This window comes from Psychrobacillus sp. FSL K6-2843 (assembly GCF_038626375.1).
Taxonomy (GTDB): domain Bacteria; phylum Bacillota; class Bacilli; order Bacillales_A; family Planococcaceae; genus Psychrobacillus; species Psychrobacillus faecigallinarum.
Genome location: NZ_CP152021.1, coordinates 1,778,575 through 1,795,914, shown reverse-complemented (window position 1 = coordinate 1,795,914; position 17,340 = coordinate 1,778,575). Strand labels below are relative to the sequence as shown.

The following is a 17,340-nucleotide window of genomic DNA, read 5'->3' as shown; positions in this document are numbered from 1 at the left end:
CAAGAACTTTTAAAGTAGAACAAGAAAAAGACTCTCCTTATTAGGGAGAGTTATGGAAAAGTTATTGTTTCGTGACTTTTTCTATATGTTCAAAGAAATTTGGATAAGAAACAGCAATACATTCATGATTGTCGATTGATACCGATCCTTCTGTAATTAGTGCTGCAATAGCAGCCATCATCCCAATACGATGGTCTCCGTAAGTCAATAATTCTCCGCCATGCAATGGAGTTGGCCCTTCTATGATCATCCCGTCTTCTGTAGGAGTAATATTAGCTCCAAGTTTTCGTAGTTCATTAACAACTGCGTCTATGCGATTTGTTTCTTTTACTTTTAATTCTTCTGCATTTTTGATAATTGTTTTTCCCTTAGCTTGAGTTGCTAGAAGAGCTATTACTGGTATCTCATCTATTAATCTAGGAATTAGATCGCCTCCTATAGTTGTACCTTTTAAATCTGACGTCTCAATAGTCAAAGCACCGATTAGCTCGTGACTTGTATTTTCTGACATATCGATTGTTAAAGATGCACCCATAGATTGTAATACGTCAATGATCCCTGTCCGAGTTTTATTTAACCCTACATTGGTCAGCTCCAACCTACTCTTTGGAGAAATAGCCCCCGCAACCAAGAAAAAGGCAGCAGATGATATATCCCCAGGCACTATTACATGAGTACCTGTTAGCTTTTGCCCACCGTGAAGACGAATCATTCTGTCCTCAACTTGAATATTTACTCCAAAATGACTAAGCATTTTTTCTGTATGGTCACGAGTAGTCTCTATTTCTTCTACTGTTGTTTCACCTTCAGCGTTCAAAGCAGCTAATAATATAGCAGATTTAACTTGAGCACTTGCTACAGGCATTTTATAATGGATGGCCTGCAAATTTGACCCCTCCACTGCTATTGGGGTGTACTGTCCATTTGCTCGACCAATCAGTTTTGCGCCCATTTGCTTTAATGGCTCTGTAACTCTTTTCATAGGCCTTTTTTGAATCGACTCATCCCCTATAAGTACAGAGGAGATATTAGATCCTGCTAATATTCCAAGCATTAAACGAGTTGTAGTTCCAGAGTTACCAGTATATAAAATCTCATCAGGTTCTTTCCATGTAGAAATCCCGTTGCTTTTTATTTCTACACGGTCCTCTTCTACCTTTATATCAACACCCAGCTTTGAGAAGCAATCAATTGTACTTAAGCAATCATCACTCTGTAGGAAGCCTTCTACTGTTGTAGTTCCTTCTGCGATAGCCCCAAACATAATAGAACGATGAGAAACTGATTTATCCCCTGGTATTTTAATACTTCCTTGTAAGGAAGGCTTATCAAAATTTAATAGTTTATCTGACATCGTAGATCCCTCCCTAAGCAATGTATGTATCAAATGAGGTATGAGTAGCAATACACTTAACAGCCTTCGCACGGTCTTCCATCGACTGAAAGCTAATGACCAAAATACCAAATATGTCTTCTCTTGTTTCCACAATACGCAAGTTTGTTATACTTATATCTTCTTTTGCTAAATAACCAATAACTTCGGAGATAACACCGGCATAATCCGGAACATCCACATACAGGTCATATACACTATATAGTGCTCCTTGAGCAATTGGTAGATCATCTCGAATTTGTTTTGCCTGTGCAAAGTATTCCTCGATATCTTTTTGGTCTGCCTTTTCTATAAGATGCTTTAATCGTAACATCTCCTCCGTCCAAAGCTGAAGCTGATTACTAATTTCCTGGCGGTTTTGCATCGTTATGTCTCTCCACATAATCGGATTGGAAGAAGCAATACGAGTTATATCTCGAAAACCACCTGCTGCTAGCTGCTTTGTAAAAGGAAAGCTCTTATTTTCCTCAGACAGTTGATGTACAAGTGAGGCTGCTATTAAATGAGGGAAGTGGCTAACAGTTGCTGTCATATGGTCATGCTCCTGTGCACTAATCTCAACGAGCTTTGCTTTAGTAACTAGCAAAATATCCTTAAGTCTCTTTAAATTTTCCTCCGCTTCGTCTACAAAGGGAGTAAGCATATAATAAGCATTTTCAAACAAATAGGCACGAGCTGCTCCTATACCACTTTTATGGGAGCCAGCCATCGGATGCCCCCCAATAAAAGTAATTCCAAAATCCTTAAGTACTTCAGCGGCATTCATTATTTCATTCTTCGTGCTACCCGTGTCCGTAATGATCACATTTTCTTTTAGTTTCCATGTTGGAAGCAGCTTCATAAGGTCAATTGTTATACTGACTGGAGTTGCAAACACGATAATATCTGCTTGCTGTGCAGCATCTTCCATATTAGAAGCAATTTCATCAATTACCCCTAGCTTTTTAGCAGTAACAAGAGAATTTTCATTGCTATCATAGCCTACAATAGTCAAACCTTCTTTCCTCTTTAACCCTAAAGCTAGAGAGCCTCCTATGAGACCAAGTCCAATAATGAAGATGGTTTGTTTCATTAAATTACCCCTACCTCTGTCAATACTTCATCTAGTTTTTGAAGTAATTCTTCATTTTGTTCTTTTGTTCCAATAGTAATTCGAAGATACCCTGGTTTTCCTAAAGCATTACCACTGCGAACGATATATCCACGCTGCATAAGCCCTTGGAAAACTACGTCACTATCTGCTTTTACTTCCATCAAAATAAAATTTGTGTGAGAAGGATAGAAGTGCAGCTTTCTCTCTTTACAATATGCTTCGAATTGAGATTTCCCAGCATTATTTTTTTCCTTGCAATCAGCGATGAATTGCTGATCGCTCAGTCCTAATATGGCTACTTCCTGAGAGATGACTGTATTGTTAAATGGCTCTCTTGTCGGCTCTAGCTGACTAATTACTTCCTCAGAACCTACTGCGTAACCTACACGGAAGCTTGCTAGCCCATAAGCTTTTGAGAAGGTACGCATCACTAAAACATTGGGATGTTTTTCTATTAACTGAATAGAATCTTCATAACTATTATCCGTGATGTACTCTGTATAAGCTTCATCTAATACGATTAATACATCACTTGGTGCTTGCTCTACAAAAGCCTTTATCTTATCGCTTGGAGTTAGTGTCCCGGTAGGATTATTAGGATTACAAATCCAAACAATTGCTGTGTTTTCATCGATGGCCGCAAGCATTTTTTCTAAATCATGCTCTCCCTCTGCTGTAAGAGGAACAGTACGTGCTTCTGCGCCCTCCACCACGGCATTATGCTTGTATTGACCAAAAGTTAAATCTGCCATAATAGTATTTAAACCAGGCTCTAGAATCGCTCTGGAAACGATTAATATATTCTCGTCAGAGCCGTTACCAAATAACAATTGCTTTTCGGAAATATTCAAATGGTTAGCAACCGCAGCGCGAAGCTTAGAGGCATATCCATCTGGATATAAAGCAAAATCTATATTAGCATTTGCCAAAAATTCCTTTACTTTTGGTGAAGCACCATATGGATTTTCGTTAGATGCAAGCTTTGTAACCGTTTCAAGATTAAAGGCCTTCTTAACTTCATCCATTGTTTTTCCTGGTTGGTATGCTTGTAATCCAGCAATTTGTTTTTTGAATTTCATTCTATTTACCCCAATTCTATTATTATCTTTTTAATAAGTCTGGTCTCAATTGAATTGCCTTGTTTAAATATATGTGTTGAATTTCCTTTTGTGATTTCTCTGTATTGACATGCATCATTAAACGTATGCATTTCTCTAGCGCACCCGGGACATTCATTTCGTGCGTACACATTACCGGGACGTACGACCATCCTTCTATACCTCTCACAGCCCTCGCAGGAAAAGCTGAAGTAATATCCGTAGTGGTGCTAATAATGACAGAAGCGATTGACTCAGGATCAATGTCGTTCGCCTTGACCATTTCTAAAGCAAGACGGGACGTTTCTTGCAATACTTGCTCATTAGAATCTGCATCCACTGTTGTTGCTCCTCTAACGCCTCTAATCAATTATTTCCCCTCCATTATCCATTTTCGTAATTGTTCGTCACACTGTTTTATGTCTTCCATTGGAACAACCTTTATAAAAGGCACCCCAATGGTGTCAAGTAATGCAAAATGCAGTTGCTTTTTCATTGTCTTTTTATCCTTCAGCATGAAATCCGCCAATTTCTCAAAGGGACATGCTAAAACCTGCTTTATATCATATCCAAGTCTAATAGCCAGCGAGTAAAATGATTTTGCAAAGCCATTAGGCAGATTGCCGAACTTTTCACTAAGCATTAGTGCTGGAATCATTCCAATCATTACTGCTTCCCCATGTGAAATCTTTCCGTATCCGATGGAGGCTTCTACTGCGTGACCATATGTATGCCCAAAGTTGAGATATTTTCGGAAGCTGTTCTCTTTTTCATCCATTTCAACAATTTTGGCTTTGACACGAATCCCCTTATCCAGCCATTGTAACAATTGATGTTTATCTAAATTACTTAATGAAGTAAGCTGGTAAAATTCCTCCACCCACTTATTATCGCTAATAAGTGAATGCTTAATAACCTCAGCCATGCCGGACTTAACCTCTCTTAGAGGAAGTGTCTTTAAAAAGTGAAAATCATAAATCACTTCTTTCGGCTGATAAAAAGCACCTATCATATTCTTTCCAATCGGATGATTAATCGCTGTTTTCCCACCAACAGAGCTGTCATGTGCAAGGATAGTAGTAGGGATTTGATAGAATGCAATGCCTCGCATAAAGGTAGCTGCAACAAACCCTGTTAAATCTCCTACAGCCCCTCCCCCAAAAGCAAATAGAGCGGAGTTCCGTGTAGCTCCCTCCTGTAAAAGAAAGGTTTGTACATTTAAATAGGATTCAAAGGTTTTACAGGACTCGCCAGTTGGAACAATACATATTTTAAACGGAGCGGTAAAATTTTCTCTTACATAGTCCTCATGTAAACTCCAAACAATTTCATCGCTTACGATAATTAACTGATCATAGTCTTCTAGCTTTTTTTTATTTCTGAAGGAAAAATCCTCAAGGATGCCTTCTCCAAGATGCACCTCGTAAACAGAGGCATTTGTTTTAACTGGGATAATCATGTTCAAAACCCCTTTGTATACGCTCTATGTCTTTCAATATCTGCTTTTAAAATATCCATTTGATCGCCTTTAAAAGTATCTAATACAGCTGAAGCAACCTCCCAGGCAATAACGTTTTCTGCTACTACAGATGCTGCTGGTACTGCACAGCTATCAGATCGTTCAATGCTTGCTTTAAACTGCTCCTTTGTATCGATATCGACACTTTGTAATGGTTTATATAATGTTGGTATAGGCTTCATCACACCCCTTACAACAATCGGCATTCCTGTTGACATACCTCCCTCGATACCACCAAGTCTGTTTGTATCACGAACATATCCCTCTTCTTTGTTCCAAGAGATTTGATCGTGCACTTGACTACCAAACAAGTTAGCCATCTCAAATCCTAAGCCAACCTCGACTCCCTTAAATGCATTGATACTCATCATTGCCATAGCGAGTTTACCGTCAAGCTTTCGATCATAATGAACATAGCTTCCAACACCTGCAGGCATCCCAGTAATTATTACCTCAACGATTCCTCCAATAGTGTCTCCAGCTTTTTTAGCTTGATCAATTGCCTCCACCATCTTCGCAGAAGCTTCAGAATCTAAACAATAGACAGGGTCTGCCTCCACTCTCTCACGAATTTCATCAATCGACATTCCTTCTGCTAAATTTAAATTTGCTTCAATACCGCCTATTTTGGTTACATGAGCAACAATGGAAATACCAAGCTCATTTAATAATTGTTTTGCTACTGCTCCAACTGCCACTCGGACGGTTGTTTCTCTAGCAGAAGAACGCTCTAAAACATTTCGTAGATCACGATGGCCATATTTCATACCACCGACAAGATCTGCGTGACCTGGACGAGGTCTTGTAATCTTTCTTTTAATCTCGTCCGGATCCACATCTTCTCCAAGCGGTTCAATGCCCATAATATGAGTCCAATGTTTCCAATCATCATTATTAACTACTAGGCAGACTGGAGATCCTAGTGATTTACCGTGACGCACTCCTGCTGTGATGGCAACTGTATCTTTTTCTATTTGCATACGTCTTCCACGGCCATGTCCACCTTGACGTCGTTTTAATTCCTTGTTTATCTTTTCACCTGTAATCTCTAATTGGGCTGGTAAACCCTCTATAATGGCTGTTAGTTGTGGTCCATGTGACTCACCTGCTGTTAAATAACGCAAAACGCTTTCCCCCTTCAACTCGCTAAAGTATTTGTTTTCAACTATAACATATAAACTTAAAGTATAGAAGAAAAACTGTCCGTTTTTTATCGGACAGTTCCTCATTAAATGCCACTAATTCCTTGCTTAGCCAAACTTAATGCAATCTTACTACTTTTTTCTATAGAAAAAAGTATCCTCCGGTTCAAATCCGTATTTAGTAGGATTAAAAATTTGTTCTGTACTGCCAACAAAAAGTATCCCACCAGGACGTAATGAGTTGCTAAAACTTTGGTAAATTTGGTCTTTAGCTTCTTCCGTAAAATAAATCATGACATTGCGACAAATAATCAGATCGAGATTTTTCTCGTATGTATCCATTAAAAGATTATGCTTTTTAAAGGTAACTGTTCGTTTAATAATATCATCTATTTTATAAAATGAAGTTTGCTTCTCAAAATACTTATTCTTCATTTCAACTGGTACCTCGGCCAATGACCTTTCGGGATAGATACCTACCTTCGCTCTTTGGATTGCATTTTCATCTATATCAGTCGCTATAATTGATATTTGAGACAATGGTAGATGGTTTGAAAGCACCATGGCTGTAGTATAGGGCTCTTCTCCTGTTGAGCACGCAGCACTCCATATTTTTAATCGCTTATTTTCGGCTAACAGCTTTGGAAAAATTTTTTGTTGTAATACTTCCCATCTCTTACTGTTTCGATAAAATTCTGATACATTAATAGTCATCCTGTCTAAAAACTCATTCAGAAGATCTCGGTCTTTGTCTATCGCCTCAAAGAAAGAAATAAAATTCTTATATCCTTTTTTTTCATATAATGACGTTAAGCGACGTTTCATTTGGGCTTCCTTATATAAAGCTAAATCAATACCAGTTTTTCTTTTAATAGATTCGACAAATTTTATGTAATCTTGCAAATAATATCGTTCCCTTCCACTAGCCTATCTATAAAGTATAGCGCAATCTATTCGTTTAGAATATAGTTAAAAAACAGATAAATATGAACATTTACTTTAAATTCTTTTTTGTTAGATAAAATATAAAACATAGGATTAGAAGGAATTTAGCGAAGATAAGCAAACACATAGAAAGGAGGTGGTGGTCTCTTAGTAGTAGAGTAAAGAAGTTCTACCAATGGATAAATGAAAAGGAATTAATCATTGCATTTAATTTACGGACAACTGGTGCTTTGGCCAAGTGGCTTAAACATTAGCATTTCAAGTTGTTCACATTCATTGATTAGACTTTTAGTCATCATGATACTCAACACTTTTTAAATATGCCGACAATGGTCGATTGAAATGGAAGGCGCGAAGACTCTTACGCTAACAGCACAAGGCGAAGCACCGGGGCTGAGCGTAGAGAGGAAGAAGGCTGAGGCCGTGCCCATAATGGAATTCGACAATTTCTTATATGTATTGTAAATAAAAAAAGACTATAAACAATTTCAAATTTCTTTGAGTTTGTCTACAGTCTGAAACCAACTCACCATTAAGAGAATTGGTTTTATTCATACATTTAAATTAGTTAACCCATTTGTTAGCATCTTTAGAGTAAGATACTAGCTCTTCTTGCTTGAAGAATAATCCAATTTCACGCTCAGCGCTTTCAGGTGCATCAGAACCGTGGATAATGTTTTTTCCAACAGTTACTGCGAAGTCACCACGAATAGTTCCTGGAGCAGATTCTTTTGGGTTAGTAGCACCCATCATTAAACGAGCTGTAGAAATAACATTTTCACCTTCCCAAACCATTGCAAAAACTGGTCCAGAAGTGATGAAGTCAACTAGTTCTCCGAAGAATGGACGTTCTTTGTGCTCACCGTAGTGTTGTTCTGCTAATTCAGTAGGAATTTGCATTAATTTTGCTCCAACTAATTGGAATCCTTTTTTCTCGAAACGACTAACGATTTCTCCAATTAAGTTACGTTGTACGCCGTCAGGTTTTACCATTAAAAATGTTTTTTCCATCATGAACACTCCTTCAAATATAAAATGGATTTTATTTCTCCACCGTTAAAAATACTAACATTACAGTCAATTAATTTCAATTAAAAGTTGCGTTTGCTCATAAATAATGCAACATTTTGCAAAGATTTCTTGGCAGAGTTTGTTGGAAGTTGTTTTACTTCATGCAGCGCCTTTTGTAAATACATATTACTTATTTGTTTAGCGCGTTTTATACCATCCGATTGACGAATCTCGTCAAGTAATACTTGCATCTCTCGCTCTTCAATTTCACCATCAAAGACTTTTTGCAATAGCGGATGGATAGTTGGATCGTTCTTTGCGTAAATAACAGGTAAAGTAATATTTCCCTGCAACAGATCACCACCAGCTGGTTTACCTAGCTCTTCCTCAGTGGATGTAAAATCTAAGATGTCATCAATAATCTGAAAGGACATTCCCACATAATAACCAAATCTCTTTAAATGCCTAACAGTCTTTTCATCTGCTCCGGATGAAATAGCACCTAATTCGCAGCTAGCCGAGATGAGGATTGCCGTCTTTCTTTTTATTCTTCTTAAATAATCTCTAACTGTCTGATCAACAAAACCCTTGTCCTCAATTTGAATAATCTCCCCGATACAAAGCTCAACCATCGTGTGCGAGAGAACTTCGTGGGCGTATGTATTTTTTACTGCTGTTATGTATTCAATAGCCTTAGCAAAAAGAAAGTCCCCTGTATACATAGCTACGCGGTTGTTCCACTGGGACTTCACCGTTTCTCGGCCTCTTCTAGTTTCAGCATCATCTATAACATCATCATGGACTAAAGATGCCATATGAATCAATTCGACAGAAACAGCAACTTGCTTAATAGACTCTATAGAATAGTTTCCAAATTTAGCGGAAAGCAGTACAAACACAGGGCGAATTCGTTTTCCCCCTGCTAGCAACAAATGAAGCGAGGCCTCATTCAATAAGTGGGAGGAAGAATTCACAGCTGCTGCTAATTCGTTTTCAATGACTTCCAAATCCGATTTAAGATCGGAATAAAGCAGTTTTAATCTCATCTTATCCACAGAAACAAACCTTCCCCCACTTAAAAATCTTTCTTAAAGCCAATATGTCTGGCTGCTGCCCCACCGCTGTATGGTTTACTATTAACGTTAACCATTCCTACCGTTTCAAATAATTTGGCAAGTTCCGCTCTATTAGGAAATTCCTTTGCAGACTCTTGTAACCAAGAATACTCTTTGTAGCTCTTAGCAAAAAGCTTTCCGAAAACTGGCATGATATATCTAAAGTAAAAGCGGAATCCAGCATTAAAAAGCTTGGAATCCGGCTGAGAGGTTTCTAAACAAACAATCATACCGCCTGGTTTAGCTACTCGATTCATTTCTTGCAACACTTGTTTATAATCCGGAACATTTCGTAAACCAAATCCAATAGTTACATAGTCGAATGTATTGTCTTCAAAGGGCAATTCCATAGCATTTCCATGAATCAATTCTATTTGTGGAATTTCCTTTACTTTTTCTTTTCCTACATTCAGCATATTTTGACTAAAATCTAGCCCTTTAACTGTTCCTGTAGGACCAACCTCTTTCGCTATTGCAATTGTCCAGTCCGCCGTACCACAGCAAACGTCTAAGGCGCTGCTTCCGTCTTTAACCTGCATTGCTTTCATCGTATCGCTGCGCCAAATTTTGTGCTGTTGAAAGCTTATGACAGAATTCATAGAATCGTAGTTCTCAGAGATTTTCTCAAAAACTTCATGGACATGCTGTTCTTTTGTTTTTCCCATGTGTTAAACCTTCTCTCAACTGCTTTTTAAAGCTTGTTCGGTCACTCGCTCTAAAATCGCATGCTTTACATTTTCTTTTAATATATTCGAGTATCTTACATCGCGCACCAAATTTTTTTCAACCGCTTCCATTTCAGCGCGAAGAGTTTCTATCTTAGTCTGTAGCAGGAATGAGTTTCGGATATAAAATGTTTCTTCCCTATTTTCATATGCAGTTAACTCTCTTCTTAGAGCTAGAAGAAGTAAAGCTTCTTTCATGATAAATACATACTCATTGTAGGAAAAGTGCTCCATAAATTGTTCAATTGGCTTGCTTTCGATCAATTGAATAGATTGCATAAGCTCTCCATATGAGTAATCTAAGTGATCATAAAATCTTGTTTTATGCTCCGTGATAGATGAGACTCCTGAGGAAAAGATTTGAATTAACTCAATTTGCTTCCCCTTAGCTAATAGCTGATAATATTTCCCACTATAATAATCTCCAGCTAATACTTGTAATTGCTGCTCTTTTGTCGTTGCGTTTTGTTCCTTCACCAAATCATGAGCGGCAAGTGCTGCAAAAATAAGGGATACGGCAATGGTTGATTGTTTGTTCGCTTCAGCCCATTCTTCCCCATTGAGTAGCGGTAAAAGTGTAAAAAACAAACGATCTTCATCAATAACAGGTATTCCTGCATATTTTAACAGAGTATTATGCTGTATTTGCATGAGAATATCTTTTTTATATTGTTCTATATGATGTTTAATCAAAGATTCATTCATACACTTTACTCCATTTCCCAATCGCAGTTAGCTTTAATCTGTCATGATCAAATATATTATAACTAGCGATTATTGGCCATTTAGGTTAATTATTTCTTAGAATCACTTTGGATAATTCCATTGTCTGTATGAATAGAAGCTTTACCTCTAATTTTCATTGCAGATGTATGCTCTGTAAACTGAGCGATCATTACTTCACCTGTATCAAGTTTTTCTGAATGGTGAAATTTAGTATCTGAGCCACGAGTCAAGCCTATCACTTGTACTCCATCTTCCTCTGCCTTTATAACGATAAAATCTGAACTAGACATTACAATAGTCTCCTTTGTTCATAATCTAAATTCATCATACCATATTATTTACTATCCTCAAAAGTAGTTATTTCATTTGGATAAACGATAAAACCTCTGAACGTTTAATCTCGTCTGTTTCGTATATACCTCTTGCTACAGCAGTTACTGTCTTAGCGCCTGGTTTTTTTATCCCGCGCATCGTCATACACATATGCTCAGCCTCAATGACAACATAAACGCCATGTGGGTTAATCATTTCCATAATGTCGTCCGCAATTGTAGAAGTAATTCTTTCTTGAAGCTGAGGTCTTCTTGCTGTAACTTCTACCGCTCTAGCAAGCTTACTAAGCCCTGTCACTTTTCCATCTCTAGGTATGTATGCTACATGTGCCTTACCATAAAAAGGTACTAAATGATGTTCACACATAGAGAAAAAAGGTATATCTTTTACTAAAACTAGTTCCTCATGCTCCTCATTAAAAACTGTTTTGAAATGTTCTTTTGGATCTTGATGAAGCCCTTCAAACATTTCTGCATACATTTTAGAAACTCTTTTTGGAGTATCCAGTAATCCTTCTCTTGTAGGATCCTCCCCAATAGCTTCTAAAATCATCGTCACTGCATCTTCTATTTTTTTCAGATTGACCTTCGTCATCTGCTGACCCCCTAGATAAAACTGCATAATATGTCGTATGTATCTTAGCATATGAAACGCAGATAAGAAATAATTTTCACTTCACAGACAACACAAATTAATATTATATAATAAAAAGAAAAGAACGGCTACCATGAAGCAAGCTTCACAGTAACCGTTCTATGTACTACATCATCCATTATTTTACTGCATCTTTAAGTGCTTTACCTGGTTTAAAAGCAGGCACCTTGCTAGCAGCGATGTCGATTTCTTTACCTGTTTGAGGGTTACGTCCTTTACGTGCAGCACGTTCACGAACCTCGAAGTTACCAAAACCGATTAATTGAACTTTTTCACCATCTGCAAGAGCAGTTTGAATTGATTCAAATACAGCTTCAACCGCTTTAGATGCATCTTTTTTAGATAAATCAGCAGCCTCTGCTACAGAGTTCACTAATTCTGTTTTATTCATACTATTCACCTCCTCTCAAAGGAAGATAAGCTTCAATCCTGTAAAAAGAGTATCACAACCGAAAACCCTTCGCAACACTATTTGTCTGTGTTTGAGCAACTTTCCTAAAAAAAAAGGTAATTTAACAAAATAACGGGACTTTTTGCATAGTCGCAAAAAGCCCCAAATCATATTTATAAAATAAAGGTAACCATACCACGGTCTCCCTCATTTACCATTCTTTCAATTGTTTGACGCATTCTCTTCTTCGCAACCTGACTAACACTTTCTGTTTTATATCGAATGCTTTCTTTCATAACCTCTACAAGAGAAGTTCCAAAAACTTGTGTTTCCCATAATGCATCTCGGTCATGTAAGAACCCATGTTTTAAATCCTTTAGAAGCTGCTGACTATGAAATTCTGAGCCCAAAAGTGGGGCAAATTCCGCTTCCATATCTACACGAATAATATGAAGAGAGGATGCCTTAGCCTTTAAACTAACCCCGAAGAAATTATTTTGCTTAATAATTTCAGGTGCAGAAGGCTGGAAGTCTTGTATTGATGGCAAAGATACTCCATAACCAGTAGTTTTTGCTGCTTCAAGAGCATCGGCAAATCGATGATATGCTTTTTTAGCTGTTGAAGCCTCCTTCACAAACAAGAGCCAATCTTTTTTAGACGTAATCGGTTCATCTAGCCATTCATCGCAAACTTCTTGAAATACCTCTGGCTTAAGATCTATTTGAATACAAGCAGAGCCCCTACCTGGATCTGCTTCTATCACCTCTGCGGTTTTAATAAATGGTACTTCTTTAAATTTTGAAGCCAACTCTTTGACATCTCTCATTTTAGAAACAATTTGCAACCACTCCTGTAAAGAAGTCGTAATTTGATTGTTCACAAAATGATCTGGTTCCAATACATCTGTCCAATCAGGTTTTACCAGTTCAATATCCGTAATTGGAAATTCATAAAGCGCCTGTTGGAGTATGTACTGAATTTCATCCGCAGTCATTCTATCGACAGCGACTGGAATTACAGGCACCTCATGGTATTTTTGAAGCTCTTCACATAATTGAAGTGTTTCTAAATGGCCAGGCGTTTTACTATTTACAACAATAACAAAAGGCTTTCCTATTTCCTTTAGTTGAGTGATAATTTCATTTTCCGCTGATTCAGCTGCTCTTCTTGGAATATTATTCACAGTGCCATCGGTCGTCACTACAATTCCGATTGTGGAATGATCGCGTATGACTTTGTCAGTCCCAATTCTCGCTGCTTCTTCAAACGGAATAGCGTCATTGTGCCATGGTGTATGGACAAGTTTTTGCCCCTCTTCACCTGAGTGGGTTTTAATACCATCAATCATATAACCTACACAATCTACTAATCTAATTTGCAGCCGCAGTTGTTCTTCTCCCAAGTATATATTAGTGCCATGGGCTGGAACGAACTTAGGTTCTGCAGTCATGATGACGTTTCCAGGAGAGCTTTGTGGAAGTTCGTCTTGTGCTCGTAATCTTTCTGATTCCTCAACAATATTCGGTATTACAACTAGCTCCATTACTCTTTTGACAAACGTAGATTTACCTACCCTAACCGGACCTACTACACCAAGATACACATCGCCATTTGTTCTTTCTGCTATTTGTTCATACAGTTTACTAGACATCGGTATTCTCCTTTCTTCGCAATTTAATATATGCACTAAAAAAACGTTTCATGCATAACACATGAAACGTTTCCTATGTTGTTATTTATTGAGCATAAAAACTGGTTCGTTATTTTCATCGACTGTATATGGCAATGAATATGCAGGAACAATTGCGAAGTTGTCTGTTAGCAGAAAACGTATATCATCACCTGGCTTCACATTGACTTCTGTGTCTTGTAGCATTCGATTTAGCTCAATCGAATAGTCTACATACACTTTTCCGTCTCCAGTAGCCACTAAAGGGAGCATTGTGTCGGAATAAGGGCTTTGAACAGATAATTCATTCTTGTAGCCCATTTTTTTATAATCTAGCTTATAGACCCCTTCCGTGATTGTCTCAGCAATAGGGCCATAGCCATTAATACCTTTTCGATAGTTAATATCACGCAATGTATCTGCAATACGCAAATCTACCAATTTAACAGTTGGATTTTCCTCCACGTCCATTAAAACATACTGATAAATTCCACCTGCTTCGAATGAATTAGCCGGAGTTTTCCCTAAGTATGCGGGAACAATTTTCTTAAAATCTATTGGATATTTTATATATTGATCTGTTTCCTGCTCACGTGTTTTAATAGGCAACAAACCACCTGAAGCTTCTCTAAAGCTCTCTACTGCAGTTTGAACGGAATTTAGCTGGTCTTCATAAGGTAATAGGTTTTCTGGCTCGTAACCACCTTTAAAACCACATCCACTTAATACTAGTACAACCATCGCCATAACTGTTAATAATAGTTTTTTCATCCGAATCTCCTTACTAAGCTTTTGTTGGATTGAAAATGATATAAACCATTGTGATAAATCCTATGAATAGTAATATGTATGCTATTAGACCAAAGATGAATTTTAGGATTCGGTTAGAAAATTTATTTTTAACAAAAAACATTAATAACATAGCCATAAACATACATCCCATGGAACCAAAGGATATCCACATTTTGTCCATTGAAGAGACTAGTAACAAGAGTTTCCCCACCTTTCATGAAAATATTATATCACATGAAAAAAGAGTTGTTTTTTCATACAACTCTTCTTTATGTCAATTTTTAAAACGTCTTATAATCTTCCAATTCATTTTTTTTCGTACGGTGCATTAGTGAATCCACCGCTTCTTTCGGGTGTACATTTTCAAAAAGAACAGAGTGGAGAGCAGCCGTAATAGGCATATCGACTTCTTGTTTTACCGCCAGCTGATGAGCTGCTTTTGTCGTACGAACGCCTTCTACAATCATTCCTACTTCTTCTAGCACTTCCTCTAGACTTGCACCCTTACCAAGTAGATTACCTGCTCTCCAGTTACGAGAATGAACGCTCGTACACGTTGCTATTAAATCTCCCATACCTGTTAAACCTGAAAAAGTATAAGGCTTGGCCCCTAAACTAATACCAAGTCTTGAAATTTCAGCTAATCCTCTAGTAATAAGAGCAGCCTTTGCATTGTCTCCGTAGCCAAGTCCATCTACGATTCCAGCAGCTAATGCAATGACGTTCTTTAAGGCGGCTCCTATCTCTACGCCGATAACGTCATCATTGGTATAAACTCTAAAATAATTATTCATGAATAAATCCTGAACTTTTTCAGCAGCTACCATGTTGTCACTAGCCACTGTAATAGTAGTAGGATGCTGAAGCACTACTTCCTCAGCATGGCTTGGACCAGACAAGACAACAATACCTTCAACTAAAGATGCTGGTATTTCCTCAGCAATCATCTCAGAAATTCGTTTCAAGGAATCTGGTTCAATTCCTTTAGAGACATGGATGAAAAGCTTTTTATCATTCATTAGCTTTACAAAGTCCTGACATACCTCTCTGATTGCTTTGGTAGGTACCGCAATTACAATCGTTGAAGCGTGCTCTATCGCTACTTTCAAATCACTTGTAGCTCTAAGATTTTCGGGTAATTTGGTATCAGGCAAGTACTGCTTATTGGTATGATCTTTGAGTATTTCCTCTGTTTGCTTCTCTCTGTGTGACCAAAGAAGACAATCATGGTTATTATGCGCAAGAACCATTCCAAGAGCCGTTCCCCAGCTACCAGCTCCAAGCACTGTAATATTCGCCATTTTTAATCCCCCTTTATGCTATTTTAAGTTCTAGCTCGAGTAATAATTTTAATAGGCGTACCTTCAAAATCAAATGATTCACGAATACGGTTTTCTAAAAATCTTTCATAAGAGAAATGCATTAACTCAGGTTCATTTACAAATACAACAAATGTAGGTGGTTTGATAGCCACTTGTGTCGCATAATAAATACGTAATCTTTTACCCTTATCTGTAGGAGCAGGGTTTCTAGCAACTGAATCTTCGATCACTTCATTTAAGATAGAAGATTGTACACGCATCGCATGATTTTCGCTTACTTGATTGATGACAGGGAAAAGTGCGTGAACACGTTGTTTTGTTTTAGCCGAAACAAATACTATTGGGGCATAATCTAAAAATTGGAAATGCTCACGAATTGATTTTGTCATTTCATTCATCGTTTTGTCATTTTTTTCAATAGCATCCCATTTATTCATAACAATTATTACAGCTTTACCACCTTCATGAGCATAGCCTGCAATCTTCTTGTCTTGTTCCTGAATACCTTCTTCTGCATTTAGAACAACTAAGACGACATCCGAACGTTCAATTGCTTTTAATGCCCTTAGAACGGAATATTTCTCAGTAGTTTCATACACTTTCCCTTTTTTGCGCATACCCGCAGTATCGATCATCACATAATCTTGTCCATCAAAAGAGTACTCTGTATCAATAGCATCTCTTGTTGTACCCGCTATATCACTAACAATAACACGCTCATGACCTAAAAACGCATTGATTAAAGATGATTTCCCTACATTTGGGCGACCAATTAGGGAGAACTTAATAACTTCCTCACCATATTCCTGCTCTTCTATATCAGGAAAGTTTTTCGCTACCTCATCCAATAAATCTCCTAGACCCAAGCCATGAGAACCGGAAATCGGAAATGGTTCGCCTAATCCTAAAGTATAAAAGTCATAAAGCATTTCACGCATATCTGGATTGTCGATTTTGTTTACTGCTAGCACAACAGGTTTCTTCGTTTTGTAAAGTATTTTAGCAACGTATTCATCAGCTGCCGTGACTCCTTCTCTACCATTTGTTAAGAAGATAATCACATCCGCTTCTTCCATTGCAATTTCAGCCTGTTGTTTAATTTGTTCTAAAAATGGTTCATCGCTTAATTCGATACCACCTGTATCGATTATATTGAATTCATGGGTAAGCCAATCAGCCGAGCTATATATACGATCTCGTGTTACTCCTGGAATGTCCTCCACGATAGATACACGTTCTCCTACAATGCGATTAAATATGGTCGATTTACCTACATTAGGCCTACCAACGATTGCTACTACTGGTTTTGTCATTACTATTACATCCTTCCAAACTTCGTCTAAGTTGTATTATACAACAAAATAATAAAAGCAGGCGACTTTATTGAAGTCACCTGCTTGAATAAGTTACAT

General features: G+C 37.7%; 19 protein-coding genes. All 19 read right to left on the bottom strand.

Annotated elements, in window-relative coordinates; all coding sequences use genetic code 11:
• Positions 1–61: 61 nt before the first annotated feature.
• The 19 genes from aroA to der all read right to left on the bottom strand — a co-directional run bounded on the left by aroA (position 62) and on the right by der (position 17,241).
• Positions 62–1,354 (bottom strand): 3-phosphoshikimate 1-carboxyvinyltransferase, encoded by a 1,293-nt coding sequence (gene aroA, locus MKY94_RS08975; protein ID WP_342578518.1) that lies wholly within the window; start codon positions 1,352–1,354, stop codon positions 62–64.
• Between the two features lie 13 nt (positions 1,355–1,367).
• Entirely contained in the window at positions 1,368–2,465 is a 1,098-nt protein-coding gene (locus MKY94_RS08970; RefSeq protein WP_342578517.1) for a prephenate dehydrogenase, read from the bottom strand.
• A complete protein-coding gene (gene hisC, locus MKY94_RS08965) occupies positions 2,465–3,565 on the bottom strand; it encodes a histidinol-phosphate transaminase (RefSeq protein WP_342578516.1) in 1,101 nt (366 codons plus the stop codon). Before hisC ends, MKY94_RS08970 begins: the two co-directional genes overlap by 1 nt.
• 22 nt (positions 3,566–3,587) lie before the next feature.
• Positions 3,588–3,953, bottom strand: a complete 366-nt coding sequence (aroH, locus tag MKY94_RS08960) for a chorismate mutase (RefSeq protein ID WP_191697453.1) — start codon at positions 3,951–3,953, stop codon at positions 3,588–3,590.
• The gene (gene aroB, locus MKY94_RS08955) at positions 3,954–5,042 is read right to left on the bottom strand and encodes a 3-dehydroquinate synthase (RefSeq protein ID WP_342578515.1); all 1,089 of its coding nucleotides are present in this window, start codon (positions 5,040–5,042) and stop codon (positions 3,954–3,956) included.
• 2 nt (positions 5,043–5,044) lie between these two features.
• Positions 5,045–6,226 carry a chorismate synthase gene (aroC, locus tag MKY94_RS08950; RefSeq protein ID WP_191697451.1) on the bottom strand — a complete coding sequence of 394 codons (1,182 nt, stop codon included), beginning with the start codon at positions 6,224–6,226 and terminating at the stop codon, positions 5,045–5,047.
• A 150-nt stretch (positions 6,227–6,376) separates the two neighbouring features.
• Positions 6,377–7,147 (bottom strand): protein-glutamate O-methyltransferase CheR, encoded by a 771-nt coding sequence (locus MKY94_RS08945; RefSeq protein ID WP_151110167.1) that lies wholly within the window; start codon positions 7,145–7,147, stop codon positions 6,377–6,379.
• A 606-nt stretch (positions 7,148–7,753) separates the two neighbouring features.
• Positions 7,754–8,200 (bottom strand): nucleoside-diphosphate kinase, encoded by a 447-nt coding sequence (gene ndk, locus MKY94_RS08940; protein WP_144536893.1) that lies wholly within the window; start codon positions 8,198–8,200, stop codon positions 7,754–7,756.
• A gap of 80 nt (positions 8,201–8,280) precedes the next feature.
• Positions 8,281–9,255, bottom strand: coding sequence for a heptaprenyl diphosphate synthase component II (gene hepT, locus MKY94_RS08935; protein WP_186318083.1), 975 nt, complete (start codon positions 9,253–9,255; stop codon positions 8,281–8,283).
• 20 nt (positions 9,256–9,275) lie between these two features.
• A complete protein-coding gene (locus MKY94_RS08930; RefSeq protein WP_144536897.1) occupies positions 9,276–9,980 on the bottom strand; it encodes a demethylmenaquinone methyltransferase in 705 nt (234 codons plus the stop codon).
• A 15-nt stretch (positions 9,981–9,995) separates the two neighbouring features.
• Positions 9,996–10,745: a heptaprenyl diphosphate synthase component 1 gene (locus MKY94_RS08925; protein ID WP_144536899.1), complete on the bottom strand. Its 750-nt coding sequence runs from the start codon at positions 10,743–10,745 to the stop codon at positions 9,996–9,998.
• A gap of 89 nt (positions 10,746–10,834) precedes the next feature.
• Positions 10,835–11,056 (bottom strand): trp RNA-binding attenuation protein MtrB, encoded by a 222-nt coding sequence (mtrB, locus tag MKY94_RS08920; RefSeq protein ID WP_144536901.1) that lies wholly within the window; start codon positions 11,054–11,056, stop codon positions 10,835–10,837.
• A 67-nt stretch (positions 11,057–11,123) separates the two neighbouring features.
• Positions 11,124–11,693, bottom strand: a complete 570-nt coding sequence (gene folE / locus MKY94_RS08915; RefSeq protein ID WP_340844377.1) for a GTP cyclohydrolase I FolE — start codon at positions 11,691–11,693, stop codon at positions 11,124–11,126.
• 178 nt (positions 11,694–11,871) lie between these two features.
• A complete protein-coding gene (locus MKY94_RS08910) occupies positions 11,872–12,144 on the bottom strand; it encodes an HU family DNA-binding protein (RefSeq protein ID WP_144536905.1) in 273 nt (90 codons plus the stop codon).
• Between the two features lie 173 nt (positions 12,145–12,317).
• Positions 12,318–13,796: a stage IV sporulation protein A gene (spoIVA, locus tag MKY94_RS08905; protein ID WP_144536907.1), complete on the bottom strand. Its 1,479-nt coding sequence runs from the start codon at positions 13,794–13,796 to the stop codon at positions 12,318–12,320.
• Positions 13,797–13,877: 81 nt separating this feature from the next.
• A complete protein-coding gene (locus tag MKY94_RS08900; protein ID WP_144536909.1) occupies positions 13,878–14,585 on the bottom strand; it encodes a hypothetical protein in 708 nt (235 codons plus the stop codon).
• Between the two features lie 13 nt (positions 14,586–14,598).
• Entirely contained in the window at positions 14,599–14,778 is a 180-nt protein-coding gene (locus tag MKY94_RS08895; RefSeq protein WP_225216090.1) for a DUF2768 domain-containing protein, read from the bottom strand.
• A 109-nt stretch (positions 14,779–14,887) separates the two neighbouring features.
• Positions 14,888–15,907 (bottom strand): NAD(P)H-dependent glycerol-3-phosphate dehydrogenase, encoded by a 1,020-nt coding sequence (locus MKY94_RS08890; protein WP_144536911.1) that lies wholly within the window; start codon positions 15,905–15,907, stop codon positions 14,888–14,890.
• A 23-nt stretch (positions 15,908–15,930) separates the two neighbouring features.
• Entirely contained in the window at positions 15,931–17,241 is a 1,311-nt protein-coding gene (gene der / locus MKY94_RS08885) for a ribosome biogenesis GTPase Der (RefSeq protein WP_144536913.1), read from the bottom strand.
• Between the last annotated feature and the right edge of the window lie 99 nt (positions 17,242–17,340).